Below are 26,715 nucleotides of genomic sequence, written 5' to 3' on the forward strand. Positions count from 1 at the left end.
CTGAAATTCAGCCATAAAAAAGCCCGCCGGATGGCGGGCTTAGAATGAAGAGAGTCAGAGCAGGAAGATTGTCGCCAGCCCGAGAAAAATAAAGAAGCCTCCGCTGTCAGTCATGGCAGTGATCATTACACTGGCCCCCATCGCGGGATCGCGCCCAAGTCGCGCAAGCGTCATTGGAATCAAGACCCCCATCAATGCTGCCAGCAACAAGTTAAGCGTCATGGCGGCGGTCATCACCACCCCCAAAGACCAGCTGCCATAAAGAAGATAGGCAACAACGCCGATCACACCACCCCAGATCACACCATTGATCAAAGCGACCGCCAACTCCTTACGCATAAGTCGCGAAGTATTGCCTGTGCTCACCTGGTCCAACGCCATGGCCCTAACGATCATGGTGATCGTCTGGTTACCAGAGTTGCCACCGATACCCGCGACAATCGGCATCAACGCCGCAAGCGCCACGAGCTTTTCAATAGACCCCTCAAATAATCCGATCACCCTAGATGCTACAAATGCGGTAATCAGGTTGATTGCCAGCCAGGCCCAGCGGTTACGCAGAGATTTCCAGACTGACGCAAAAATATCTTCTTCTTCACGCAAACCCGCCATGTTGAGAACTTCGCTTTCGCTCTCTTCACGAATCAGGTCGACCATTTCATCGATTGTCAGACGGCCGATCAATTTGCCATTCTTGTCGACCACAGGTGCGGAAATCAGATCGTAACGCTCGAACGCTTGAGCGGCATCGTAGGCCTCTTCATCCGGATGAAAGCTCACCGGATCACTGGCCATGACTTCAGAAACCTGTTTATCCGGATCGTTGACCAGCAGACGCTTGATCGGCAGTACGCCCTTGAGGACACCGTCGTAATCGACTACAAACAGTTTATCGGTATGACCTGGTAACTCCTTGAGACGACGCAAGTAACGCAACACCACTTCAAGACTGACATCCTCACGGATCGTCACCATCTCGAAATCCATTAACGCACCGACTTGATCCTCGTCATAGGACAGAGCCGAACGCACGCGCTCGCGTTGTTGCTGGTCGAGCGTCTCCATCAACTCGTGGACGACATCTCGCGGCAGCTCGGAAGCCAAGTCAGCAAGTTCGTCGGCATCCATGTCCTTGGCCGCAGCCAAGAGCTCGTGATCGTCCATGTCGGCGATCAGGGTTTCACGGACCGAGTCAGATACTTCAAGAAGAATATCGCCGTCTCGATCGGCCTTGACCAATTGCCAGAGCGTCAGACGATCGTCCAGCGGCAAGGCTTCAAGGATGTAGGCGACGTCGGCGGAGTGCAGGTCATCGAGCTTGCGTTGCAACTCAACAAGGTTTTGCCGATGAACCAGGTTTTCGACCAGGTCGTGATGCGGACCCTCCTGACGGTGCGTCAGGTCTTCAACCACTCGCTGGCGCTGCAGCAACTCAACGACTTGAGCGAGGCGGTCCTGCAAGCTTTCCTGCGTTTTCTTTACTTCAATTTCAGACATAGGCGAACTCCACTCCCAGCAGTGGAGTACGCCGGAAGGATCAATCAGTCAATTCATGATTGGAAAAACGTTTTACTGAGTAACTACTGGGTAAGTCCATGGAGGTATTCCACAAGCCCCGGCGGGGCTGACGGGCGCAATGATACACCGCCTGATGGTTTTAAATGTTAAAAAATCGCGGCTGAAACAAGCGCTTGCAAGACAAACTTGAGCAGCCTCCTGACGCTTGAACTGCGACGACTCATCCCGAAAAGAAAACACACCGCAGTGGAAAAATGTGAAAGCTACGCTTGAGAACAACCGTCACGGAGGACACTCGATGCCATCGAACATGCGTCGCCATTTACTCATCCCCCTGCTCTGCCCTGCCTGGGCTTTTGCCACGACCGTTCACCGATGCGAGGCAACCAATGGGCACATCACCTTCACTACGCTGAGCTGCAAGACCAGCGAAAGCCTATCGCTCCAGGAGGTCCGCACATTCACACCAGGCAGCACAATGACAACTCTAATGCCCGAAGCTGAATTTCGCCCAACATCAGACACAAAATTTGAAAGGAAGGGCCTAACCGTCGTCGGCAGGGCAGAAGACAAATGCGGAAACTTGATCGACGCCAAAGAGCGGCGCGAAGCAATCATCAATCAGCGGATTATCGCGGGCATGACCCAAAAAGATGTGGAAAGCGCTCTCGGCAAGCCAGACAAGATCAGCATTCGGAACTCAAGCACAAGCTACCGCTACGAAACCAAGCGAGGTCGCAGCGCACACATTGAATTCGATGAGAGAGGATGCACGAAAGGAAAAGCCAAATCCCAGACGGCAAAAAGCCCGCAATAAATGCGGGCTTTCTGTTGTATGGTGCACTCGACAGGATTCGAACCTGTGACCGCTCGGTTCGTAGCCGAGTACTCTATCCAGCTGAGCTACGAGTGCATTTGTGTTTTTATACCAGATCACAACTGGTTGAAGCCAAGCCATTCACATCACTGCAAACAACTCTTAAATGGTGCACTCGACAGGATTCGAACCTGTGACCGCTCGGTTCGTAGCCGAGTACTCTATCCAGCTGAGCTACGAGTGCATTTGTTGCCGCGCATTATAGGCCGTTGAATCTTTTTGTAAAGCTCTTTTTTCTAGTAATTTCAACAACTTACCGAAAAAGCCAGATTACAACGTACTACGAAAATAATGGCGGAGAACGGGGGATTCGAACCCCCGACACCCTTTTGAGGTGTACTCCCTTAGCAGGGGAGCGCCTTCGGCCACTCGGCCAGCTCTCCGCAACACGGGGCGTATATTAACCAGCTTCTTCCCCGTTTGCAAACATAAAAAACGATAAAAATTAATGAGTTGGTTCTTCGTCCTTCTCTTTCTTGATGCGCAGGTAAATTTCCTCGCGGTGGACAGCCACCTCTTTGGGGGCATTCACGCCAATACGCACTTGATTTCCTTTGACGCCGAGCACGGTCACGGTGATTTCGCCATCACCAATAATCAGGCTTTCTGCGCACCGACGAGTCAGAATCAGCATACCTTTCTCCTCACGCATTTCATTTCAGGGACAACAGTCTGCAAAAAAAAGGCAAAAAGCCTACAACCGGTTCGGTCGAGGCCTACATGCCAGAGTATTGACTAACGCGAGCAAAAGAACAGCTTCGGGGGGTCACGCCATTCAAAAACAAAGGGCGCGGTCAGACCGCGCCCTTTGGCGAACGCATCACTCGCCCTGGCGGGCCGGTGCGTCCAGATCGAAAGCCGTGTGCAGGGCGCGCACAGCCAGTTCCAGATACTTCTCTTCAATCACCACGGAAACCTTGATTTCCGAAGTCGAGATCATCTGGATGTTGATGCTTTCCTTGGCCAGGGATTCGAACATACGGCTGGCTACGCCTGCGTGAGAACGCATGCCAACGCCGACGATCGATACCTTGGCGATTTTGGTGTCGCCAACGACTTCACGGGCACCGATCTCACGAGCGGTGTTTTCCAGCACGCCCTGGGCGGCCTGGTAGTCATTGCGGTGCACGGTGAAGGTGAAGTCGGTGGTGTTATCGTGCGCAACGTTCTGCACGATCATGTCGACTTCGATGTTCGCGGCGCTGATCGGGCCGAGAATTTTGAACGCAACGCCCGGGGTGTCTGGCACGCCACGGATGGTCAGCTTGGCTTCATCGCGGTTGAAGGCGATGCCGGAAATGATCGGCTGTTCCATGGTTTCCTCTTCATCAATAGTAATGAGGGTGCCCGGACCCTCCTTGAAGCTGTGCAGTACGCGCAGCGGGACGTTGTACTTGCCGGCGAATTCCACCGCACGGATCTGCAGCACCTTGGAACCGAGGCTGGCCATTTCCAGCATCTCTTCGAAGGTGATTTTGTCCAGGCGCTGGGCCACGGACACCACGCGTGGGTCGGTGGTATAGACGCCGTCGACGTCGGTGTAGATCTGGCACTCGTCAGCCTTCAAGGCTGCCGCCAGCGCTACGCCAGTGGTGTCGGAACCGCCACGACCGAGAGTGGTGATGTTGCCGTGCTCGTCGACGCCCTGGAAACCGGCGACAACCACCACGCGACCCGCTTTCAAATCACCGCGAATCTTCTGGTCATCAATCTGCAAGATACGCGCTTTATTGTGCGCGCTATCCGTCAGAATCCGTACCTGATTGCCGGTGTAGGACACAGCTGGCACACCACGCTTGATCAGCGCCATGGCCAACAGGGCAATCGTCACCTGCTCACCGGTGGAAACGATCACATCCAGCTCGCGAGGAACCGGCTGGCCGTCACCGCTGATTTGCTTGGCCAGATCGATCAGACGGTTGGTTTCGCCGCTCATTGCAGACAGCACAACCACCAGGTCATCGCCGGCATCGCGGAATTTCTTAACCTTGTCGGCGACCTGCTCGATTCTCTCGACAGTGCCGACCGAGGTGCCTCCAAATTTCTGTACGATCAAAGCCATTTCAAAGCCGCCTCTGCCCATGAAGGGCGCCCAAATAAACACTCAAACAGCGTTGCGGCCCGCCACTAGACTGCGGGCCGGACACGCTGCCTTATAGACCCTGCTCTACAAATGGAACGGTCAGCGCCAGTGCAGCATCCAGTGCGCCAGCGTCGGTACCGCCGCCCTGCGCCATGTCTGGACGACCACCGCCCTTCCCGCCCACTGCCGCAGCGGCTTGTTTCATCAAATCACCGGCTTTGAGTTGGCCAGTCAGGTCTTTGGTTACGCCTGCAACCAGTACGACCTTATCCTCATGGACACTGCCGAGCAGGATCACTGCGCGGCCGAGTTTGTTTTTCAGCTGATCGACCAGCGCCAGCAGCGCCTTGCCATCCTGGCCATCCAGACGCACAGCCAGCACTTTCACGCCCTTGACGTCCAGCGCTTGCGCCGACAGATCGTCGCCCGCCGCACTGGCTGCCTTGGCCTGCAACTGCTCGAGTTGTTTCTCCAGCAGGCGGTTGCGCTCCAGCACAGCCGACAGCTTGTCGATCAGGTTGTCGCGGCTGCCCTTGACCAGGCTGGCCGCTTCCTTGAGTTGTTCTTCCGCCGCATTCAAGTAAGCCAGTGCCGCGGCACCAGTGACAGCCTCGATACGACGCACACCCGAAGCCACACCGCCTTCGCTGATGATTTTCAGCAGGCCGATGTCGCCGGTACGGTTGGCGTGGATACCGCCGCACAGCTCGACGGAGAAATCGCCGCCCATGCTCAGCACGCGCACGTTGTCGCCGTACTTCTCGCCGAACAGCGCCATGGCGCCTTTCTGCTTGGCGGTTTCGATATCCGTTTCTTCGGTTTCAACGGCGGAGTTCTTGCGAATCTCGGCGTTGACGATGTCTTCCAGTGCTTTCAGCTGTTCAGGCTTGATCGCTTCGAAGTGGCTGAAGTCGAAGCGCAGGCGCTGGCTGTCCACCAAGGAGCCTTTCTGTTGAACGTGATCGCCCAACACTTTGCGCAATGCCGCGTGCAGCAAGTGAGTGGCCGAGTGGTTCAGCGAAGTGGCGTGACGCACGTCGGCTTCAACGTGGGTTTCCACCGGCGCACCGATCAACAGGCTGCCACGGACAAGGGCACCGTGATGCAGGAAAGCACCGCCAGTCTTGGTGGTATCGCGCACTTCGAAACGCGAAGCCCCGGCCTGCAGATAGCCACAGTCGCCGACTTGGCCACCGGATTCGGCATAGAACGGAGTCTGATTGAGCACCACAACGCCTTCTTCGCCTTCATTCAATACATTGACCGACTGCCCATCTTTATAGAGAGCAACGACTTTCGCCGAACCGCTGGTGGCGTGGTAACCGGTGAATTCGGTGTCGACATCAACCTTCACCAGGCTGTTGTAGTCCATGCCGAAAGAGCTGGCGGAACGTGCACGGACGCGCTGGGCTTCCATTTCACGCTCGAAACCTTCTTCGTCGATGGTCAGGCTGCGCTCGCGAGCGATGTCGCCGGTCAGGTCCATCGGGAAACCGTAGGTGTCGTAGAGTTTGAACACCACGTCGCCCGGTACCACGTCACCCTTGAGCTCGGCCAGATCCTGCTCGAGGATCTTCAGGCCTTGCTCCAAGGTCTTGGCGAATTGCTCTTCTTCGGCTTTCAGCACGCGCTCGATGTGCGCCTGCTGGGATTTCAGCTCAGGGAAGGCTTCACCCATCTCGGCGACCAGGGCCGCAACGATCTGATAGAAGAAGCTGCCCTTGGCGCCCAGCTTGTTGCCGTGACGGCAAGCGCGACGAATGATCCGGCGCAGCACGTAGCCGCGACCTTCATTGGACGGCAGCACACCGTCGGCAATCAGGAAACCGCAGGAACGGATGTGGTCAGCCACGACTTTCAGGGAAGCCTGAGCGTCGTTGGTGCAGCCGATGGCCTTGGCCGATGCGTTCAGCAGGCTCTGGAACAGGTCGATTTCATAGTTCGAGTGAACGTGCTGCAGCACGGCACTGATCCGCTCCAGGCCCATGCCGGTGTCCACCGACGGCGCTGGCAGCGGGTGCAACACGCCGTCGGCGGTGCGGTTGAACTGCATGAACACGTTGTTCCAGATTTCGATGTAGCGGTCGCCGTCTTCTTCCGGCGAGCCCGGTGGGCCACCCCAGATGTCGGCACCGTGATCGTAGAAAATCTCGGTGCAAGGACCGCAAGGGCCGGTATCGCCCATGGTCCAGAAGTTGTCGGAAGCGTACGGCGCGCCCTTGTTGTCGCCGATACGAACCATGCGCTCGGCCGGAACGCCGATTTCCTTGGTCCAGATGTCGTACGCCTCGTCATCGCTGGCGTAGACGGTGACCCAGAGCTTTTCCTTAGGCAGGTTCAGCCACTTGTCGGAAGTCAGGAAGGTCCAGGCATAGGTGATGGCGTCGCGCTTGAAGTAATCGCCGAAGCTGAAGTTACCCAGCATTTCGAAGAACGTGTGGTGACGAGCGGTATAACCGACGTTTTCCAGGTCGTTGTGCTTGCCGCCGGCGCGCACGCATTTCTGGCTGCTGACGGCGCGGGTGTACGCGCGCTTTTCCTGGCCCAGGAAGCAGTCCTTGAACTGGTTCATCCCCGCGTTGGTGAACAGCAGGGTTGGGTCGTTGCCCGGAATCAAAGAGCTGGAGGCTACACGGGTGTGGCCTTGCTCTTCGAAGAAGCGAAGGAAGGCTTCACGGATTTCTGCGCTTTTCATTAGGTTCTTCCACGGAGGCTGCGGCCAAAGGCCTGTTCGAAACGTCAACAGACGAAACGACGGCAAAGGGCCGCATTATATCGGCCCTGCGCGCGGGGTACAGCGTGTTTATACGATAGAAACGGTCAATTGGACGGCTAACGCTATCACTTACGCGAAAAGTCGACGAATGTCGCGACGACCTGCTCGATTTGTTCGCGACTGATGTCCATGTGCGTCACCATTCGCAGACGAGCGGCGGCACTGAGCTTGACCCCTCGATCGGCGGCAAAGGCCTTGATCGCCTCAGCCTGGTCGCCCATGTTCACGTAAACCATGTTGGTCTGCACCGGCTCGACTTCATAACCTGCCGCACGCAGGCCTTCGGCCAAAAATTGAGCGTTGGCGTGGTCATCGGCCAGACGCTGAACGTTGTTATCCAGCGCATACAAGCCTGCCGCCGCCAGAATCCCGGCCTGACGCATGCCACCGCCGACCATCTTGCGAAGACGGCGCGCCTTGGCGATCAACTGCGTCGAACCGCACAACACCGAGCCAACCGGCGCGCCCAGGCCTTTTGACAGGCAGACCGAGACGGAATCGAAATGCTGGGTGATCTCGCGGGCATCTACACCGAGCTTGACCGCCGCGTTGTATAGGCGCGCACCGTCCAAGTGCAGTTGCAAGCCGTGTTCACGGGTAAAGCTGCGCGCTCGGGCCAGATACTCCAGAGGCAGGACCTTGCCCTGCATGGTGTTTTCCAGCGCCAGCAACCGAGTGCGGGCGAAGTGGAAATCGTCCGGTTTGATCGCGGCGGCAACCTGTGCCAGATCCAGCGAACCATCGGCCTGTACCTCAAGAGGCTGCGGCTGGATCGACCCCAGCACCGCCGCACCACCCCCTTCGTATTTGTAGGTGTGGGCTTGCTGACCGACGACGTACTCGTCGCCGCGCTCACAATGGGCCATCAAACCCAGCAGGTTGCTCATGGTACCGGTGGGGACAAACAGCGCAGCGGCAAAACCCAAGCGATTGGCAAGCTCGGCTTCCAGACGATTGACCGTCGGGTCTTCACCGTAAACGTCGTCCCCGGTGGCCGCTGCGGCCATCGCATCGAGCATGCCAGTGGTGGGCTGAGTGACGGTGTCGCTGCGAAGATCGATAACGCTCATGAATCTGGCCTCGGTTAGCAGGGGAAATCCCTTTCAGGTAGGAATTACTGCGGTCATGCCAGCGAATAATCAACCCTTAAGCAAGGAAAAGGCTGATCAATCCAGCGAAAAAATCGATGGCAATCATCTGAAAGCATCCATGCGCAGGTAGGAAATATGTGATAAAAACACTGCGCCGCCAAACATTCTGGCGGCGAAAACGTTCTCAGGGCGGGGTGCAACTCCCCACCGGCGGTAATTGCGCGCAATGCGCATAGCCCGCGAGCGCTTGGTGGCAACACGGCTTCGGCGGTGGCGACAGCAAGGTCAGCAGACCCGGTGTGATTCCGGGGCCGACGGTCATAGTCCGGATGAAGAGAGAACGGGATTGTTGCCGATGGGCCTTGCGCAGCATTCGTGCGAGCGTGCGTACCCTGAAATCCCCTTCGATTCATAACGCCCTGTTTTTTACACAAACAGGAGTCAGAACATGCAACCCACCGCAATCGACAGCAAAAGCAAACACCATCACGGCGAGCGCGTCGCGTTCATCCAGGCGTGCTGGCACAAGGACATTGTCGACCAGAGCCGTAAAGGCTTCGTCGCCGAAATGATTGCCCAGGGTTATCAAGAGTCCGACATCGATTTCTTCGAAGTTGGCGGCGCCTTTGAAATGCCCCTGCACGCCAAGCTGTTGGCCAAGACCGGTCGTTACGCCGGCATCGTCGCGGCAGCCCTGGTGGTGGACGGCGGGATCTACCGTCACGAGTTCGTCGCCCAGTCGGTCGTCAGCGGCCTGATGCAGGTGCAACTGGAAACCGAAGTGCCGGTGTTCTCGGTGTCCCTGACCCCGCACCACTTCCATGCTGGTGAAGAACACCAGAAGTTCTTCTTCGAGCATTTCGTGCACAAGGGTCAGGAAGCGGCGAAGACCTGTGCCGATACGCTGCAGAAGATTCGTAACCTGCGTCGCACCGAGCCGCGTGCGGTAGCCGTCTAAACAAAAAATCCCCTGTAGGAGCGAGGCTTGCCCGCGAAGGCGATTTAACATTCAACATAGTGTTGAAAATGAAATCGCCTTCGCGGGCAAGCCTCGCTCCTACAAGGCCAAGCTTTAATATCAGGCCAGGTTTTCGTCGCTGGTCGGCACCACCAGGATGCCCGCTCGCAGGCCATTCTTCACCTTGGGGTTCGGGAAAATGATCCGGGCGCCCTCCTCCTCAATGATCCAGCGGGTATTGGCGATGTCTTCGGCCAACAAATACCCCACTTCCAGCTCCGAGAAGTTTTCGATGTCCACTGGCAAGTTCAAGCGGAAGCTGTCGCTGTGCTTGATGATTTCCCGTGCCACGCTGAACAGCTGCAAACCGTCCAGGGCTTGCTCGGTCGCCTGCGGTTCGGTGCCTTCGATGATCTGTTTCAACCGGGTTTCCAGCAGGGATACGTTAACCCCGGCGTTCTGCCCAAATGGCCGCGCCTTGCCCAGTTCGAGGGTGAAGGCCTCGGCACCGAGCTTGTCGTAGGTGTAGGAACTGAAAACGATGGACGGCTTGTTCTGCAGCAGCACCGCCTCCATGCCGGCGGCGCGCAGGCGAGCCAGCTCCAGGCGCGAGTGCTGGCGGTCTTCCTTCCACGGATACAGCGCGAATTGCTCGATTTTCGAGCCACGGATGGCGGTATGCAGGTCGTAGTGCAAGCGCTGGCGACCCGGCAGGCTGAAAAAGCTGGCAGCCAGGCGCTCCAATTCACAGGCGCGCAACGCTTCTGAGCCACTGCTTTGTTCGTGGCGGCCATTGAATAGCCGATTGACGTCCTGCTCGACGAAACGCTCGCCCTTGCGGATCGCTTCGGGGTTGCCGAACAGGAACAGAATACGTGCACGCGGCTTCAGGTCGCCGCGTGCGATGTCATGCAACAGCCGGTCGAGCAATTCGATCGGCGCTGTTTCGTTGCCATGGATCCCTGCCGACAGCAGCAGATCCAGGCCATTGTCACGCGCTTCGGGCGGCCGGACTTCCAGCGCACCCTCGCTCAACCAGCGCATGCGCACGCCTTCGACAGTCAGTTGAGTCTTCTCCGCCGGTTCACGGCCGGCGAGGGTCAGTTCAAGCAGTTTGCCGAGGGCGAGCATAGAGCGATTTCCTTAGTGGTCGTGATTGCAATCCGGGCCGTGAACGTGCTCCTCGTCGCCGAGGTCAGCCGGTTCCATCTCCAGTTGCAGACTTACAAGGTTAGTCGCCAATGGGCGCAGCAGCAGGTTGGCGTACTCCTCGTCATCTTCTTCGACGTCCACGCCGATCAGCAGTTGGCCGCGGCCGTCCTGCTGGATCCACAGCTCTTTGCCTTGCCACATGACCGCGACGCGGGTGCAGGAAGTTTCCAGTTGCGTGCCGTCGGTGTCTTCAAGGATCAGCTGCAGTTTGTCGCTCATGTGATTACGCTCTCATTGGAGATGATGCAGTGCGCTGTCGTGCCCGACAGCACACCGTCGATCAATTGATCTGGAATGGATAAACCGCGCCCAGTTTAAGGATTTGCGTCAGTTCATCCAGTGCCGTCCGGCACTCAAGCAGCAATTGCGGGTCCGCCAGATCGTTTTCGGTCATGCGGTCGCGATAGTGCTTGTTAACCCATTCGGTCAACGTGCCGTACAACGGTGCCGTCATGATAACCCCTGGATTGACCGCCGCCAGTTCGGTTTCGTTGAGCGCCACGCGCAACCTCAGGCAAGCAGGGCCGCCGCCGTTCTGCATGCTTTGTTTGAGATCGAACACCTTCACTTCACGGATCAGCCCGCCGGAGCTGGTCAAACCTTGCAGGTATTGCCAGACACGCTCGTTGCCACGGCATTCTTCCGGCACGATCAACAGCATCGAGCCGTCAGGACGCGACAGCAATTGGCTATTGAACAGGTAGGAACGAACCGCGTCTTCGACGGTGACTGCAGAACGCGGTACGCAGATCGATTGAAATTTCCCACCGACCTTGGCGAGCTTGCTCTGCAACTCGGCCAGCATCTGCTCGGTCTCGAGGAACGCGTCCTCGTGATAGAACAGCACTTCGCCATTACCCACGGCGATCACGTCATTGTGGAATACGCCCTGATCGATCACCGAAGGGTTCTGCTGGGCGTAGACCACACCGTCTTCTTTCAAGCCGTGCAAGCGCGCGACGGCTTGGGAGGCTTCAAGGGTCTGGCGCGCCGGGTACTTCTGCGGTGCCGGGTAACGGGTATCAAACGCACTGCGGCCGAACACGAAGAACTCGACGCCAGCTTCGCCGTACTCACGGCAGAAACGGGTGTGGTTGGCCGCACCTTCGTCACCGAACTGCGCCACGGCCGGCAAGGCGGCGTGATGCGCGAAGTGCTTCTGGTCGGCAAACATCGCCCCCAACACGCGGCTGGTGGTCGGGTGCTCGATGCTGCGGTGGTATTTGCAATTGAGGTTGGCGGCGGTGAAATGCACGCGACCATCAGCGGTGTCGGCACTTGGGCTGACGGTGGCGGCATTGGCGACCCACATGCTCGACGCCGAGCAACTGGCCACCAGCAACGGCATCGCGTCTTTGGCGGCACGCTCGATCACTTGCGCGTCGGTGCCACTGAAGCCCAAGCGACGCAGTGCAGCCACGTCCGGGCGCTCCTGCGGGGCCAGCACGCCTTGCTGAAAGCCCATGTCCATCAGCGCTTTCATCTTCGCCAAGCCTTGCAGCGCGGCTTCCTTCGGGTTCGAGGACTGCTGGCTGTTGCTCTGGGACGCGACGTTGCCGTAGGACAGACCGCCGTAGTTATGGGTCGGCCCCACTAGACCGTCAAAATTGACTTCATAGGATTTCATCAGCGAGGCTCCACGAATCTGTTTTTATCAATGACATCTGCAAGATCGCAGGCGACCGCTTCGCGGTCGTTCGCCAGCAAGCCGGCTCCTACAAGAGCACACGTTCACTGTAGGAGCCGGCTTGCTGGCGATAAGGTCCGCAGGACCTTCCAACGCATTCAATAACGCTATTTAAGAAAGCCGTACGCCCGGAGTCAGTGCACTCGGCAACACCAGGCTCGGCGTCTCCAGCGAGGCCACCGGGTACGCGCAGTAGTCGGCCGCGTAGTAGGCACTGGCGCGGTGGTTGCCCGAGGCGCCGACGCCGCCGAATGGCGCGCTGCTCGCGGCACCGGTCAGTTGCTTGTTCCAGTTGACGATACCGGCGCGGCTTTCCAGCCAGAACTGCTGATAGCGCGCTTCGGAGTCCGACAACAGACCCGCCGCCAGGCCGTAAGCGGTGTCATTCGCTTCAGCAATGGCCGCTTCAAAATCAGCGTAGCGGATCACTTGCAGCAAGGGGCCGAACAGCTCTTCATCCGGGCGCTCGACCACGGCGGTCACGTCGAGAATGCCTGGGGTCAGCAATGCAGCCTGAGCCTGAGGCTGGGTCATTTCCAACAGGGCCACCGCACCGTTGGCCAGCAGATGCTCCTGGGCATCCATCAGCACCTTGGCCGCGCCAAGGGAAATCACCGAGCCCATGAACGGCGCCGGCTGCTGATCGAAGGCACCGACCGAAAGGCTCGAGCTGACCGCCACCAGACGCGCCAGCAACGCATCGCCCCAGGCACCTTGCGGCACCAGCAAGCGACGTGCGCAGGTGCAGCGTTGACCGGCAGAAATGAACGCTGACTGAATGATGGTGTAAACAGCGGCATCCACATCGGCGACCTGATCGACCACCAGCGGGTTGTTACCACCCATCTCCAACGCGAGGATCTTGTCCGGGCGACCGGCGAACTGGTTGTGCAGATGATTACCGGTGCGACTGGAGCCGGTGAAGAACAGACCGTCGATCCCAGGGTTCGCCGCCAGGGCGATACCGGTTTCGCGAGCGCCTTGCAGCAGGTTCAACACGCCCGCTGGCAGGCCGGCTTCGATCCAGCACTTGACCGTCAGTTCGGCGACTTTCGGCGTCAGCTCGCTGGGCTTGAACAGCACACTGTTGCCCGCCAGCAGCGCTGGAACGATATGACCGTTCGGCAAATGACCCGGAAAGTTGTAAGGACCAAACACCGCCACCACACCGTGTGGCTTATGACGCAAGACCGCGGTGGCGTCGCCCAGCGGGCCGCTCTTCTCGCCGGTACGCTCGCGATAGCTCTGCACCGAGATCGCAATCTTGTTGACCATACTGGTGACTTCGGTCGCCGATTCCCACAGGGGTTTGCCGGTTTCCTCACCGATGGCGTGAGCCAGTTCATCGGCGCGATTCTTGAGAGCGGCGGCAAAGGCTTCCAGCACCGAAATGCGTTCTTCCAGGGTCCGACGAGCCCAGCCCGGGAAAGCCTGACGTGCGGCTTGCACAGCCGATTCAACCTGGGCAGCGGTGGCGCCTTGACCGGACCACAGCACTTGCTGGGTCACAGGGTTCAGCGACTCGAAGGCTTCGCCCTGACCGGCCAGCCATTCACCTGCGATGTATAGCGACTTCATTATTTCGACTCCCGAGCAGCAGACAACGGAACGGCGCGCACCTGATCGCCGGCGTTGAGTTGAAGACGTTTGGCGGTCAGCGGATCGACCACCAGCGTGCCGGCGGCGAAGCGCGCGGGTGCGGCGGTGATCCGGCAGTCTTCGCGCTTGCGGTTATGAATAATGAACGGCGTGGCGTCGTCGCCCGGCGTGCCGATGGCCAGTACCAACGCCTGGCTGTCGCGCACGGCGCGGATCTTGCCGGTTTCGCACTCGATCGCGGGACCGGCGTCGAAAATGTCGACGTAGCCTTGATAGCTGAAACCTTCGCTCTTGAGCATCGCCAACGCAGGTTCGGTGTCCGGGTGTACCTGACCGATCACATTGCGCGCATCCGGCGACAGGAAGCAGGTGTACAGCGGGAATTTCGGCATCAGTTCGGCGATGAATGCCTTGTTGCCCACGCCGGTCAGATAGTCGGCCTGGCTGAATTCCATTTTGAAGAAGTGGCGGCCCAGGCTCTCCCAGAACGGCGAGCGCCCAGCCTCATCGGACACACCGCGCATCTCGGCGATGATCTTGTTACCGAACAGTTGCGGGAACTCGGCGATGAACAACATCCGCGCCTTGGACAACATGCGGCCGTTGAGGCCACTGCGGTAATCGGCGTGCAGGAACAGCGAGCACAACTCAGAGTTGCCGGTCAGGTCGTTGGCCAGGAACAGCGTCGGGATTTCGCGATAGATGTTCAGCTCTTGCGAAGCGCTGACTGTCAGCCCGACCCGGAAGTTGTACCAAGGCTCACGCAGGCCGACAGCGCCGGCGATGGCGGAAATGCCCACCACGCGAGCGTCATCATCTTCGAGCACGAACAGATAGTCCGCATCGGCTCGCCCCGCTTCGCCGCGGAAGGTCTTCTCGGCCCAACCGACCCGATGGGCCAGGCGCTCTTCGTTGGCCGGCAAGGTGGTCAAACCGGTGCCGGTGCTGCGGGCCAGGTCGATCAGAGCGGGTAAATCGCTGCTGCGTACGGGACGAACGATCATGCTATCTCCTCAAACGGGCCGCTTGCGCCACCCGTGAAACTCGCTGCTTTCAGGCATTTTTTGACGCAGGCGTTAAACCGCCACCAGGCGCACGCTGGCACCTTCGCCGACCCCTAAGGCTTCGGCCGCTTCCAGGTCCAGGGTCACGGGTTTACCCGGCGCGTAATCGAGCTCGAGCATGACCGCGCGGTAATCCTGCAACTGGGCATTGGCCACCAGGTATTGGCGTCCGACGCCTTTGACCGGCTCGCCGATTTTCACCGGCACCACGCGGCTCTGGGCAATCGAGCGGATCCCCGAGACGCGAGCGTGCAAGGTCGGGCCACCGTCGAAAATGTCGATGTAGTGATCGGTCTCGAAGCCTTCGCGCATCAGGATGTCGAAGGTGATCTGCGCCCGCGGGTGCACCTGGCCCATGGCTTCCTGAGCGGAGTCCGGCAGCAGCGGCACATAGATCGGGTAGTGCGGCATCAGCTCGGCCAGGAAGGTACGGCTCTTCAGGCCGCACAGACGCTCGGCTTCAGCGTAGTTGAGGTCGAAGAAGTTGCGGCCGATGGCATCCCAGAACGGCGAGTCGCCATTTTCGTCGCTGTAGCCGACGATCTCGGTCACCACCGAATCGGCGAAGCGCTCCGGGTGGCTGGCCACGAACAGCAGGCGCCCACGGGAGTTGAGCTCGGACCATGGCGACCCCACCAACTCGCGCTGCACGTAGAAGCTGGTCAGCAAACTGTTGCCGGTCAGGTCGTGGCACTGGGAGAGCACGTGAATCTTGTTATGAATCTTCAGCTCGCGGGAGGCGTGCACGAAGGTTTCATTACGGAAGCTGTAGAACGGTTCGGAATAACCGGCCGAGGCCACGATGGCCGAGCAGCCCACCAGTTTGCCGGTGGCGGTGTCTTCCAGAACGAAGAAATAACTTTCTTCACCGTTGAAGCTCACTTCGGCGGCAAACGAGGCTTCGCTCGCGGCGATCTTGTCGCTCAAGCGGTCAACGTCATCCGGCAAGGAAGTGACACCAATCGGGCTGTCCGCAGCCAGACGCTGTACCTCGCCCAGATCAGCCATTTGCGCGGGGCGCATCACCAGCATGGTGTCACTCCTTTTTCAAAACTCTTGTTGAGGAAATAAACCGAACCCTTGTAGGAGCGAAGCTTGCTCGCGATGGTGTGTCAGTCGACATCAAGGTGGCTGACACACCATCGCGAGCAAGCTTCGCTCCTACAGAACATCGGGGCCCGGCATAAAAATTGGGTTCGACGCCTGATATGTCAGGCGCCGAAGGGTCTATCAGGCTTGCGTCAGTTTTGCCGCAGCGCGTTCGAAGCGGTTCAGGCCTTCGTCAATGTCCGCATCTTCCACCACCAGGCTCGGCGCGAAGCGCACCACGTCGGGACCGGCTTGCAGCACCATCAGACCTTCTTGTTCAGCAGCGTTGAAGACGTCCTTGGCCTTGCCTTTCCAGGCATCGCTCAGCACGCAACCGATCAACAAGCCCATGCCGCGGACTTTGGTGAACAGGCCGTACTTCTCACCGATCTGCTCAAGGCGTGCCTTGAACTTGTCATGCTTGGCCTTCACGCCCGCCAACACTTCAGGGGTGTTGATCACATCGACCACCGCTTCGGCGACCGCACATGCCAGCGGGTTGCCGCCGTAGGTGGTGCCGTGGGTGCCGACGACCAAGTGCTTGGCCAGGTCTTCAGTGGTCAGCATCGCTGCGATCGGGAAACCGCCGCCCAGGCTCTTGGCGCTGGTCAGGATGTCCGGCGTCACGCCGTAGTGCTGGTAAGCAAACAGATGGCCGGTACGGCCCATGCCGGTTTGCACTTCGTCGAAAATCAGCAGCGCGTTGTGCTGGTTGCACAGCTCACGAGCACCTTGCAGGTATTCGAGTTCAGCCGGGATCACGCCGCTCTCGCCCTGGATCGGTTCCAGCACCACAGCGCAGGTCTTGTCGGAAATGGCGGCTTTCAGCGCGGCCAGATCGTTGTACGGCACGTGGCTGATGCCGGTGATCTTCGGACCGAAGCCATCGGAGTACTTCGATTGACCACCAACGTTCACGGTGAACAGAGTACGGCCGTGGAAGCTGTTGAGCGCGGCGATGATTTCGTACTTCTCGCTGCCGAAACGATCGTGACCGACACGACGGGCCAGCTTGAAAGCGGCCTCGTTGGCTTCGGCGCCGGAGTTGCAGAAGAAAGCACGGTCGGCAAAGGTGGCGTCGATCAGCTTATGGGCCAGGCGCAGGGCCGGCTCATTGGTGAACACGTTGGACACGTGCCACAGCTTGTTGGCTTGCTCGGTCAAGGCACCGACAAGTGCCGGGTGTGCATGGCCCAATACGTTAACGGCAATCCCGCCGGCGAAGTCGATCAGCTCGCGGCCGGACTGGTCCCAGACGCGGGAGCCTTCGCCACGTACCGGAATAAAGGCGGCAGGCGCGTAGTTGGGAACCATTACCTGGTCGAAATCGGCGCGTTGTACCGCAGCGTGCTCAACGGACATCGGAGTCTCCTGAAGAGAAAACACTCGCCTGAAACTGGCGAGCGATGGGGGGATTGTAAGGACAGTTTTCAGCCTAGCCTTGCCGCCAAGCGACAACTTCTTATAGCGCAAACCCCGGTTTTTCCCGGGTTTACGGCAATGCGACATATAGGGTCGCAAAGGCGCAGTTTAACTGTACGAGGCAGTTAACGGCAGGCTTGGAGGGGATTTGATTTACCAACTCCCGCAGGAGCTATGTAGGAGCTGTCGAGTGAAACGAGGCTGCGATCTTCTGATCTTGCTTTTAAAAGATCAAAAGATCGCAGCCTTCGGCAGCTCCTACACAGGGAAGGAAGGTTAGCCGCGCTCGGAGGGCACCGATGACAATTCGAACGGGCTGCTGCTGCGCCGCTGGTTGCGATCTTCCCGCGGCGTTGCGCCGAAGAAGTTGCGGTAGGCGCTGGAGAAATGCGGCCCCGAGGAGAAGCCGCAGGACAAGCCGATCTGGATGATCGACTTGCTGGTTTGCATCAACATCTGCCGGGCCTTGTTCAGGCGCAGTTCCAAGTAGTACTGGCTCGGCACACGGTTGAGGTACTGCTTGAAGATCCGCTCCAACTGTCGACGGGACACACAGACATGCTGGGCAATTTCGTCGGTGGTCAGCGGCTCTTCGATGTTGGCCTCCATCAACAACACCGCCTGGGTGAGTTTCGGATGACTGGAACCGAGGCGATTCTGCAACGGAATACGCTGACGCTCGCCGCCTTCGCGAATGCGCTCGACCACCAACTCTTCCGACACCGCGCCAGCCAGTTCCGCGCCGTGATCACGGGCCAGCACCGCCAGCAGCAAGTCGAGTACCGACATACCGCCGCACGCGGTCAGGCGATCGCGATCCCAGTCGAACAGATGACTGGTGGCGATGACTTTCGGGAAACGCTCGGCAAAATCGTCCTGCCAACGCCAGTGCACGGCGGCGCGATAACCATCGAGCAAACCCAGTTGCGCCAAGGGATAGACACCGGCCGAGAGGCCACCGATCACGCAACCGGAACGCACCAGTTGCTTGAGCGCACTGCTGAGCGCCGGCGCCAGCGTGGTCGGTGGCTCGTCGGCGAGCAGGAACAGTTTCTGGAAGTTTTCGAGCTTGCCGGTCCAGGCTTCACCAGGCAATTGCCAGGCGCTTTCGGTCGACGGCTCGGCTTGCAAGAACGACAGTTCGTAAACCACGTCCGGATGCACACGCTGAGCAACACGCAAGGCCTCCTCAGCCAGCGCAAGCGTCAGTGCTTTAGTGCTGGGCCAAATCAGGAAACCAATTCGATGGGCAGTCATGGGCAAGCGATCCGAAGCGAAGAACAGTGATGAAGGCATGGGCCAATGCTAGCCCGTAAATGAACGCACATCTTAAAACCCGTAGGGGCCGGCTTGCTGGCGATTGCGGTGTGCCAGCTTGCATTCCTGGCACAGACCTATCGCTATCGCCAGCAAGCCGGCTCCTACAGGGGATAGGGGCCAGCCTTTTGACTGCGAAGCATGCACCATCGCGGTGCGCAACGGCACCCCCGATTACTTCAGGCTACCCGACAGGAATTGCTGCAAGCGTTCGGATTGCGGGTTCACCAGCACTTCACGCGGGTTGCCGCTTTCTTCGACGACACCTTTGTGCAGGAACACCAATTGGTTCGACACTTCACGGGCGAAACCCATTTCGTGAGTCACCACCACCATGGTCCGGCCTTCCTGGGCCAGGGCCTGCATCACCTTCAATACGTCGCCGACCAGCTCCGGATCGAGAGCCGAAGTCGGTTCGTCGAACAGCATCACTTCCGGCTCCATCGCCAGCGCACGGGCAATCGCCACGCGCTGCTGTTCGCCGCCCGACATGTGGCCCGGGTAGGCGTCCTTGCGATGCGCCACGCCAACCTTGTTCAGGTAGTGCTCGGCCTTTTCGCGGGCTTCAGCCTTGGACACGCCCAGCACATGAACCGGCGCTTCCATAATGTTTTCCAGCGCAGTCATGTGCGACCACAGGTTGAAGTGCTGGAACACCATCGACAGGCGCGAACGCATGCGTTGCAGCTGTTTCGGGTCGGCAGCCTTCAGCGCGCCGTCCTTGTTCGCCACCAGCTTCAGTTCTTCATTGTTGAGCAGGATCTTGCCCGCGTGCGGCTGCTCCAGCAGGTTGATGCAACGCAGGAAGGTACTTTTGCCGGAGCCACTGGAGCCGATGATGCTGATCACATCGCCAGCCGCCGCTTTCAGGGACACGCCCTTGAGCACTTCGTGACTGCCATAGCGTTTATGCAGGTCTTGGACTTCAAGTTTGTACATGCGGTCGGTTCTCACAAAAAGCAGTCAGTCAGTCGTTGAGCAAGCGCCCGTGACGCAGCGCTTCGCGCCCCGCCACCTTGGCCAGCCAGAAACCGGGTTGGGCATAACGCAGCCGTTCAATGGCAAACAGCACCCCGGACGTACCAGCACACACCGTGCTGACCCGATCCGCCAGCGGATCGATCACTTCGAAAATTTCGTCACCGGCCTCGATCCACTCGCCGGGTTTACGCAGAAAACTCACCACGCCCGGATGCGGCGCGAACAACAATTCGGTGCCTTCGAACGGCATGCCTTCGCACGCGTCCTGTGCAGGTGCAGGCCAGTCGCCGCTGATCAGGCCCTGCTCGGCGAGGAACGCCAGAATGCCTTCGGCGTATGCCTCGGTCTCTAAGCGACCGGTGTCGGCCTGACCGCCCAATTCAAGGGTAGTCGCCAGGCACGCCAAGGGAATCTGCGCCTCCGGGAACAGACGCGACAAACGCAGCCATGGCAACGAACAAGCCTCGTCAAACGAGCTGCCGCCGGAGTCCTCCGCCAACAGACCGACCTTCACATCCAGATGCGCGGCCAGTGAGCGCCACTGCGGCCAATGCTGCGGCAAGGCATACATGTGCAGTGCCGCTTCGGCATCGCAATGCAGATCCAGTACGACATCGGCGGTGCAAGCGTGGCTGAGCAGGACGCGTTGCATGCCCTGCAACTGGCTGCTCGCTTCTGGCAATGCCGCCAGGTGATCGCTCATGGCCTGGCGGATCAAACGGATGTTGGCGTGCGGATCATCGCCCAGATGCCCGTCGAGTCGAGCGGCCACCGGCGCGCTGAGCTCAACGAAATCGCGGTTGAAATTCTTGCCGCTGCCGGCCTCGAAACGCCCCTGATGATTGCCCTGCAACAGCTGACCGAGGCCCAGTGGGTTGGCCACTGGCACCAATTCGATCACACCATTGAGCAAGCCTTGGGCTTCGAGTTCGGCCAGACGCTTTTTCAGCGCCCAGGCCGTGCGCATGCCCGGCAGTTCATCAGCGTGCAGGCTGGCCTGGATGTAGGCCTTGCGCTCGCCAGCGCCGAAACGGAACACCGAAACCTGACGCTCACTGCCGAGATGGCTCCACGGCAATACATGATCGATGCGTTCCATATCAGTGCTTCCGCGGGGCCAGGTAGCCCAACCAACGGCGTTCGGCCAGTTTGAACAGTTTCACCAGAATGAAGGTCAGGCACAGGTAGAACACGCCGGCGGTGATGTACGCCTCGAACGGCAGGTAGAACTGGGCGTTGACCGTGCGCGCGGCACCGGTGATGTCGATCAGGGTCACGATGGACGCCAGACTGGTGGTCTGCAGCATCATGATCACTTCGTTGCTGTACTGCGGCAGCGCCCGGCGCAGGGCCGACGGCAGCAGAATGCGCTTGTACATCTTGACCCGCGACATGCCCATGGCCTTGGCCGCTTCGATTTCACCGTTCGGCGTGGCGCGCAGGCTGCCGGCGATGATTTCGGCGGTGTAGGCGCTGGTGTTGATCGCAAAAGCCAGGCAAGCACAGAAGGTCGCGCTGGACAGCCAGGGCCACAGGAAGCTTTCGCGCACGGCCTCGAATTGCGCCAAGCCGTAGTAGATCAAAAACAGCTGCACCAGCATCGGCGTGCCGCGGATCACGTAGGTGTAGAGCCACGCCGTCATGTTGACCACGGCGTTTTTCGACACGCGCATCAAGCCCAGCGGCAACGCACACAGCAGGCCGAAGAACAGCGACAGCGCGAGCAGCTTGAGGGTGGTCACCAGGCCGCCGAGGTACAGCGGCAAGGCCTCCCAAATGACGTTGTAGTCGAAGATCATAGCTCAGCCGCCCTTACGCCTACCGAGTAGCGCTTCTCGAGGTGACGCAGTGCCAGCAACGAGACGCTGGTGATCACCAGGTACAACGCCGCCACTGCGAGGAAGAAGGTGAAAGGCTCACGGGTGGCATCGGCCGCCTGCTTGGCCTTGAACATCATGTCTTGCAGCCCCACCACCGAAATCAGCGCGGTAGCCTTGGTCAAGACCAGCCAGTTGTTGGTGAACCCCGGAATCGCCAGGCGAATCATCTGCGGCACCATCACCCGGAAGAACACCTGGAAACTGCTCATGCCATAGGCCATGCCGGCTTCGGCCTGCCCCTTGGGGATCGCCATGAACGCGCCACGGAAGGTTTCCGACAGGTACGCGCCGAAGATGAAGCCCAGGGTGCCGATACCGGCGGCCAAGGGGTTCAGGTCGATGTATTCGTCATAGCCCAGCATTGGCGCGACGCGGTTGAGCATGTCCTGGCCGCCGTAGAAGATCAGCAGGATCAGCACCAGATCGGGAATCCCGCGGATCACCGTGGCATACAAATCGCCCAGCCAGGCCAGCCAACGCACCGGCGACAGGCGCAGCGCCACGCCGATCAGGCCCAGGACAATGGCCAGGGCCATGGACGACAAGGCGAGCTGAAGCGTCAGCCAAACGCCATCGAGGATGACAGCCCCGTAGCCTTTCAACATGATTCAGGTCCTCGAAAGTTGGGATGAAAAAATGGCGCAAACCTCAGAGATCCTGTTGCTTGCGCCATTTCGGACGGGTCGATGCGACGTACTTACTTGCCGTAAATATCGAAGTCGAAGTACTTGTCCTGGATTTGCTTGTACTTGCCGTTTTCGCGGATGGCCGCGATGGCAGCGTTGAGCTTGTCCAGCTCGGCCTTGTCACCCTTGCGCACGGCGATACCGACACCGTCACCGAAGTATTTGACGTCGGTGAACGCCGGGCCGGCGAAGGCGAAACCCTTGCCAGCGTCGGTTTTCAGGAAACCGTCATTGAGCAGCGTAGCGTCTGCCACGGTGCCGTCGAGGCGGCCGGCGGCCACATCCAGATAAATTTCGTTCTGCGAACCGTATGGCTTGATCTCGGCACCCAGCGGGGCCAGGACTTCGCGGGCGAAGCGCTCGTGGATCGAACCACGTTGCACGCCGATGTTCTTGCCCTTGAGTTCGGCCAGGTTATCGCTGACCTGAGTGCCGGCCTTCATGACCAGGCGGGCCGGGGTGTTGTAGTACTTGTTGGTGAAGTCCACGGACTTCTTGCGGTCTTCAGTGATCGACATGGACGACAGGATCGCGTCGATCTTGCGCACTTTCAGTGCCGGGATCAGACCGTCGAACTCTTGCTCGACCCACACGCACTTGACCTTCATCTCTTCGCACAGTGCATTGCCGATGTCGTAGTCGAAGCCAACGATGCTGCCGTCCGGTGCTTTGGAGGCGAATGGAGGGTAAGCCGCTTCAATACCGATTTTCAGAGGTTTTTCATCGGCGAAGGTTGGCAGGGACAGCACGGTGGACAGTGCCAGGGCGCCAAGCAGCACGAGTTTCTTCATCTTGGGACTCCATCGGAAAAGGGCTAAAACGGCAGAGTGAGCGACAGCCCAATATGCGAATGAGTGGAACCGGAAAGCGTTGCTGCGTCCTACATTGCGCGTGCGAATTTTCAACACAGGCAACGACGAGCGAATGATCGGCATTCTAACGACAGGCCCGAGGCCGATATTTCTTCAATGCGACAACTAGTTACAGAAGCACCGAGAATGCCATTTAGGCACATTGACAGCCCTGCAAATTCATGCAAAGGCAAAAGACAGTGAACCGATACATGTAGCAAATTGTGGGCCTATTATTGGCAAACCCTTCTAATCCGGCAAGCTTGGCGTGGGGTGTTATTTTTTTGAGCACCTGAAATGCGCCATGGCTGGCATTTTGCGTTTCCCAATGCCCCGCATCGGCGCAGGCGGTTACACATTCAGTAACTTGAAAGCTGTCGGGTAACAGTGGGAAAGCACTGACAGGGGAAGCCGATAATTATTGGCTGATGTTTATGCAGCGTCAGATGGGCCGCCATCGCGGGCAAGCCTTGCTCCTACAGGTTTTGCGTCGATCTTCACCCTTCGACACGACGCCGACTCTGTAGGAGCAAGGCTTGCCCGCGATGGGGCCCGCCCAATCCATGCAAAACCCTCAGGCACAAAAAAGCCCCACCAGGCGCAACACCTGGCAGGGCTTCGATAACGCCGAACGCTACTTACGCCACATTCATCGTCTTGTGCGTATCAATCAAATGCTGCACCACACTCGGGTCAGCCAGGGTGGAGATATCGCCCAAGCCTTCGTACTCCGCGGTGGCGATCTTGCGCAGGATCCGGCGCATGATCTTGCCCGAACGGGTCTTCGGCAGGCCAGGCGCCCACTGGATCACATCCGGCGAAGCAATCGGGCCGATTTCCTTGCGTACCCAGTTCTTCAGTTCCAGGCGCAGTTGCTCGTTCGGCTCTTCGCCATTTTTCAGGGTGACGTAGACATAGATGCCCTGCCCTTTGATGTCGTGCGGCACACCGACCACCGCCGCTTCGGCGACTTTCGGGTGGGCGACCATCGCGCTTTCGATCTCGGCAGTCCCCATGCGGTGGCCGGACACGTTGAGCACGTCGTCCACTCGACCGGTGATCCAGTAGTAACCATCGGCATCGCGACGCGCGCCGTCACCCGTGAAGTACATGCCACGGAAGGTCTTGAAGTAGGTATCGACGAAGCGGTCGTGGTCGCCGTACAGGGTACGGGCCTGGCCTGGCCACGAATCGAGAATCACCAGGTTGCCCTCGGCCTCGCCCTCGATGATGTTGCCCAGGTTGTCCACCAGCGCCGGCACCACACCGAAGAATGGACGCGCCGCAGAACCCGGCTTCATGGCATGGGCGCCCGGCAGCGGGCTCATCATGTTGCCGCCGGTTTCAGTCTGCCACCAGGTATCGACGATCGGGCAACGAGACTTGCCGACATTCTTGTAGTACCACTCCCAGGCTTCCGGGTTGATCGGTTCGCCCACCGAACCCAGCAGGCGCAGGCTGCTGCCATCGGCGCCTTCAACGGCGGCGGTGCCCGAAGCCATCATGGCGCGGATCGCGGTCGGTGCGGTGTAGAGGATGTTGACCTTGTGCTTGTCGACGATTTTCGCCACCCGGGTGATGTCCGGATAGTTCGGCACACCTTCGAACAACAGCGTGGTCGCGCCGTTGGCCAGCGGGCCGTAAACGATGTAGCTGTGGCCGGTGACCCAACCGACGTCAGCGGTGCACCAGTAGATTTCGCCCGGACGGTAGTCGAACACGCGCTCATGGGTCATGGCCGCGTACAACAGATAGCCGCCGGTGGTGTGCTGCACGCCTTTCGGCTTACCGGTGGAGCCGGAGGTGTAAAGGATGAACAGCGCTTCTTCGGCGCCCATCTCTTTTGGCGCACACACGGTGCCAGCCACTTTCATCAGGTCTTCGAACCAGATGTCGCGGTGCTGGTTCCACTTGATATCGCCACCGGTGCGCTTGCACACGATGACTTTCTGGATGCTGCTGGTTTCCGGGTTGGTCAGGGCGTCGTCGACATTGGCCTTGAGCGGGATCTTCTTGCCGGCACGGATGCCTTCGTCGGCCGTGATCACCACTTTGGAGCGGCAGTCGATGATGCGACCGGCCAGGGCTTCCGGCGAGAAACCGCCGAACACCACCGAGTGAATCGCGCCGATCCGGGTGCACGCCAGCATGGCGACCACGGCTTCGGGAATCATCGGCATATAGATGGTCACCACGTCGCCGCGGTGCACATCCTGGCCACGCAGGGCGTTGGCGAACTTGCAGACTTGTTCGTGGAGTTCGCGGTAGGTGATGTTGCGGCTTTCGGAAGGGTCATCCCCTTCCCAGATGATCGCGACTTGATCGCCGCGCTCGGCCAGATGACGGTCGAGGCAGTTGTAGGAAACGTTCAGGGTGCCGTCGGCGAACCACTTGATGTCGACATGGTGATCGTCGAAGGAGGTTTGCTTTACCGTGGTGAAAGGCTTGATCCAATCGAGGCGCTTGGCTTGCTCGCGCCAGAAACCGTCCGGGTTGACGACCGACTGCTGGTACATGGCCTTGTAGGTCGCTTCATCAGTCAGCGTATTGGCCAGAACCTCGGGACGAACGGGATACAGAGAAGCCGCACTCATCTTTCTTACCTCGGTGGAATAGTTGTTTTTGTATGGCCACTGTTTTAGCCGGGCGGTGCCTATAGAACCATTCGACGATGGTAGTAACAAGCCCATACAAATTGCCCTGAATCCCCCACCACCACCCTCCCCTGTAGGAGCTGCCGCAGGCTGCGATCTTTTGATCTTTGCAATGGTGCTGAAAAAACAAAATCAAAAGATCGCAGCCTTCGGCAGCTCCTACACAGGCGATTACCGGTGGTCTTCTGGGGATTGTTACAGGATCTGTCAAAGGTGTTTATCAAAACCACGCCTATATGAATGCCACCCCCACGCCTAAAATTCGCCTCGCCAACCCGGCAACCTGAGTTAACGCAGTTACAGCCCCCACGAAGGCAGTTAACCCAAAACCCAGTAGTGCAGTTCCACACGCAACCTTAAAAAGGTTGCGTGACCCCCTTCGCCCTCAAAAAGGTAAAACTTAAATGAAAGCTTTATTGGTACTGGCCCTCAGCAGTCTGTGCGCAACCGCCATGGCAGACGAGGTCCAGACTGATGTCGCGCAGCAACAACCCGCCATCGAGGAATACACTTACTCAATGAACCTGGACATCGCCAAAGTTATCTCCATGAGCGAAGTTCCGAGTGTTTGCGAAGTCGTCCCGGCGAAAATGGAATATGACGACTCCAAGGGTCAGCGCCATATTCTGCGCTACAGCGTCATGGGTAACGGCTGCTCCGGCGGCTGATCAGACTGCACCGAATCGGCCACCTTTGCTTCTAGCGCTAAAGGTCGATTTCAGCCCGACTTCGGTCGGGCTCAGTTGTGTCTGGAGTCGTCGAAAAGCGATTCAAAACACAAGATGTAGTAAAAAATGCCTTTTTTCGCTCATTTTTTAAGCAATCACGCAGTCAAGCCATTTTTTCGAAAAAAAATCTGCTCTCGCCAAAGCCCCATAAACCCTCGCTCTGACCGAAAAACCTGCCCTCTCGGCCGCTCCATGCGCGGATTCGCCCCACCACGGCCGTAAAAATTTCCCTATAATGCCGC

The 26,715-nt window shown here is 58.8% G+C and carries 22 protein-coding genes, 3 tRNA genes and 1 riboswitch; of the genes, 3 read left to right on the top strand and 22 right to left on the bottom strand.

The annotated features are described in order from the left end of the window. Positions 1-54 precede the first annotated feature (54 nt). Positions 55-1,497, bottom strand: coding sequence for a magnesium transporter (gene mgtE, locus ABTV22_RS23140; RefSeq protein WP_433736757.1), 1,443 nt, complete (start codon positions 1,495-1,497; stop codon positions 55-57). 319 nt (positions 1,498-1,816) lie between these two features. Between mgtE and ABTV22_RS23145 the strand changes: the two genes are divergently transcribed. Next, the gene (locus ABTV22_RS23145) at positions 1,817-2,335 is read left to right on the top strand and encodes a cell envelope protein SmpA (protein ID WP_433736758.1); all 519 of its coding nucleotides are present in this window, start codon (positions 1,817-1,819) and stop codon (positions 2,333-2,335) included. 19 nt (positions 2,336-2,354) lie between these two features. Here the strand turns inward: ABTV22_RS23145 and ABTV22_RS23150 are convergent. The 7 genes from ABTV22_RS23150 to ltaE form a co-directional block, all read right to left on the bottom strand. After that, positions 2,355-2,431, bottom strand: a tRNA-Arg gene (locus ABTV22_RS23150). Between the two features lie 71 nt (positions 2,432-2,502). Then, positions 2,503-2,579 (bottom strand) — tRNA-Arg (locus ABTV22_RS23155). Positions 2,580-2,687: 108 nt separating this feature from the next. After that, positions 2,688-2,778 (bottom strand) — tRNA-Ser (locus ABTV22_RS23160). 62 nt (positions 2,779-2,840) lie between these two features. After that, on the bottom strand, positions 2,841-3,029 hold the full coding sequence (gene csrA / locus ABTV22_RS23165) for a carbon storage regulator CsrA (protein WP_010226667.1): 189 nt from the start codon (positions 3,027-3,029) through the stop codon (positions 2,841-2,843). 186 nt (positions 3,030-3,215) lie between these two features. Next, a complete protein-coding gene (locus ABTV22_RS23170) occupies positions 3,216-4,457 on the bottom strand; it encodes an aspartate kinase (protein WP_077045934.1) in 1,242 nt (413 codons plus the stop codon). Between the two features lie 91 nt (positions 4,458-4,548). After that, entirely contained in the window at positions 4,549-7,173 is a 2,625-nt protein-coding gene (alaS, locus tag ABTV22_RS23175; protein WP_433736759.1) for an alanine--tRNA ligase, read from the bottom strand. Positions 7,174-7,319: 146 nt separating this feature from the next. Next, positions 7,320-8,324 (bottom strand): low-specificity L-threonine aldolase, encoded by a 1,005-nt coding sequence (gene ltaE, locus ABTV22_RS23180; RefSeq protein ID WP_433736760.1) that lies wholly within the window; start codon positions 8,322-8,324, stop codon positions 7,320-7,322. A 197-nt stretch (positions 8,325-8,521) separates the two neighbouring features. Then, positions 8,522-8,691: riboswitch (FMN riboswitch) on the top strand. Positions 8,692-8,793: 102 nt separating this feature from the next. Here ltaE and ABTV22_RS23185 point away from each other — a divergent pair. Then, entirely contained in the window at positions 8,794-9,303 is a 510-nt protein-coding gene (locus tag ABTV22_RS23185) for a 6,7-dimethyl-8-ribityllumazine synthase (RefSeq protein WP_433736761.1), read from the top strand. Positions 9,304-9,423: 120 nt separating this feature from the next. On the opposite strand, the gene astE is transcribed toward ABTV22_RS23185, so the two are convergent. The 14 genes from astE to acs all read right to left on the bottom strand — a co-directional run bounded on the left by astE (position 9,424) and on the right by acs (position 25,685). Next, positions 9,424-10,434: a succinylglutamate desuccinylase gene (astE, locus tag ABTV22_RS23190; protein ID WP_433736762.1), complete on the bottom strand. Its 1,011-nt coding sequence runs from the start codon at positions 10,432-10,434 to the stop codon at positions 9,424-9,426. A 12-nt stretch (positions 10,435-10,446) separates the two neighbouring features. Beyond that, positions 10,447-10,734, bottom strand: a complete 288-nt coding sequence (locus ABTV22_RS23195) for a topoisomerase II (RefSeq protein ID WP_433736763.1) — start codon at positions 10,732-10,734, stop codon at positions 10,447-10,449. Between the two features lie 61 nt (positions 10,735-10,795). Further along, the gene (gene astB / locus ABTV22_RS23200; RefSeq protein WP_433736764.1) at positions 10,796-12,142 is read right to left on the bottom strand and encodes an N-succinylarginine dihydrolase; all 1,347 of its coding nucleotides are present in this window, start codon (positions 12,140-12,142) and stop codon (positions 10,796-10,798) included. Between the two features lie 171 nt (positions 12,143-12,313). Then, entirely contained in the window at positions 12,314-13,783 is a 1,470-nt protein-coding gene (gene astD / locus ABTV22_RS23205) for a succinylglutamate-semialdehyde dehydrogenase (RefSeq protein ID WP_433741488.1), read from the bottom strand. Continuing rightward, positions 13,780-14,805 carry an arginine N-succinyltransferase gene (astA, locus tag ABTV22_RS23210; RefSeq protein ID WP_433736765.1) on the bottom strand — a complete coding sequence of 342 codons (1,026 nt, stop codon included), beginning with the start codon at positions 14,803-14,805 and terminating at the stop codon, positions 13,780-13,782. Before astA ends, astD begins: the two co-directional genes overlap by 4 nt. A 72-nt stretch (positions 14,806-14,877) precedes the next feature. After that, positions 14,878-15,897: an arginine/ornithine succinyltransferase subunit alpha gene (gene aruF / locus ABTV22_RS23215; RefSeq protein WP_433736766.1), complete on the bottom strand. Its 1,020-nt coding sequence runs from the start codon at positions 15,895-15,897 to the stop codon at positions 14,878-14,880. A gap of 198 nt (positions 15,898-16,095) precedes the next feature. Beyond that, entirely contained in the window at positions 16,096-17,316 is a 1,221-nt protein-coding gene (locus tag ABTV22_RS23220; protein WP_433736767.1) for an aspartate aminotransferase family protein, read from the bottom strand. Between the two features lie 336 nt (positions 17,317-17,652). Beyond that, on the bottom strand, positions 17,653-18,633 hold the full coding sequence (gene argR, locus ABTV22_RS23225; protein ID WP_433736768.1) for a transcriptional regulator ArgR: 981 nt from the start codon (positions 18,631-18,633) through the stop codon (positions 17,653-17,655). A gap of 234 nt (positions 18,634-18,867) precedes the next feature. Next, positions 18,868-19,632, bottom strand: a complete 765-nt coding sequence (locus ABTV22_RS23230; RefSeq protein WP_007971015.1) for an ABC transporter ATP-binding protein — start codon at positions 19,630-19,632, stop codon at positions 18,868-18,870. Positions 19,633-19,660: 28 nt separating this feature from the next. Next, positions 19,661-20,773, bottom strand: coding sequence for a M14 family metallopeptidase (locus ABTV22_RS23235; RefSeq protein WP_433736769.1), 1,113 nt, complete (start codon positions 20,771-20,773; stop codon positions 19,661-19,663). A 1-nt stretch (position 20,774) separates the two neighbouring features. Then, on the bottom strand, positions 20,775-21,473 hold the full coding sequence (locus tag ABTV22_RS23240; protein ID WP_431760309.1) for an ABC transporter permease: 699 nt from the start codon (positions 21,471-21,473) through the stop codon (positions 20,775-20,777). Further along, positions 21,470-22,159, bottom strand: coding sequence for an ABC transporter permease (locus tag ABTV22_RS23245; protein WP_433736770.1), 690 nt, complete (start codon positions 22,157-22,159; stop codon positions 21,470-21,472). The genes ABTV22_RS23240 and ABTV22_RS23245 overlap by 4 nt, the downstream gene beginning before the upstream one ends. Positions 22,160-22,251: 92 nt before the next feature. Continuing rightward, the gene (locus ABTV22_RS23250) at positions 22,252-23,031 is read right to left on the bottom strand and encodes an ABC transporter substrate-binding protein (protein ID WP_433736771.1); all 780 of its coding nucleotides are present in this window, start codon (positions 23,029-23,031) and stop codon (positions 22,252-22,254) included. A gap of 698 nt (positions 23,032-23,729) precedes the next feature. Further along, complete coding sequence (gene acs / locus ABTV22_RS23255) at positions 23,730-25,685, bottom strand: acetate--CoA ligase (protein WP_433736772.1); 1,956 nt, start codon at positions 25,683-25,685, stop codon at positions 23,730-23,732. 464 nt (positions 25,686-26,149) lie between these two features. Between acs and ABTV22_RS23260 the strand changes: the two genes are divergently transcribed. After that, positions 26,150-26,413, top strand: coding sequence for a DUF2790 domain-containing protein (locus tag ABTV22_RS23260; RefSeq protein ID WP_433736773.1), 264 nt, complete (start codon positions 26,150-26,152; stop codon positions 26,411-26,413). Positions 26,414-26,715: the final 302 nt, after the last annotated feature.

The organism is Pseudomonas putida (assembly GCF_050990305.1).
Taxonomy (GTDB): Bacteria; Pseudomonadota; Gammaproteobacteria; order Pseudomonadales; family Pseudomonadaceae; genus Aquipseudomonas; species Aquipseudomonas putida_AH.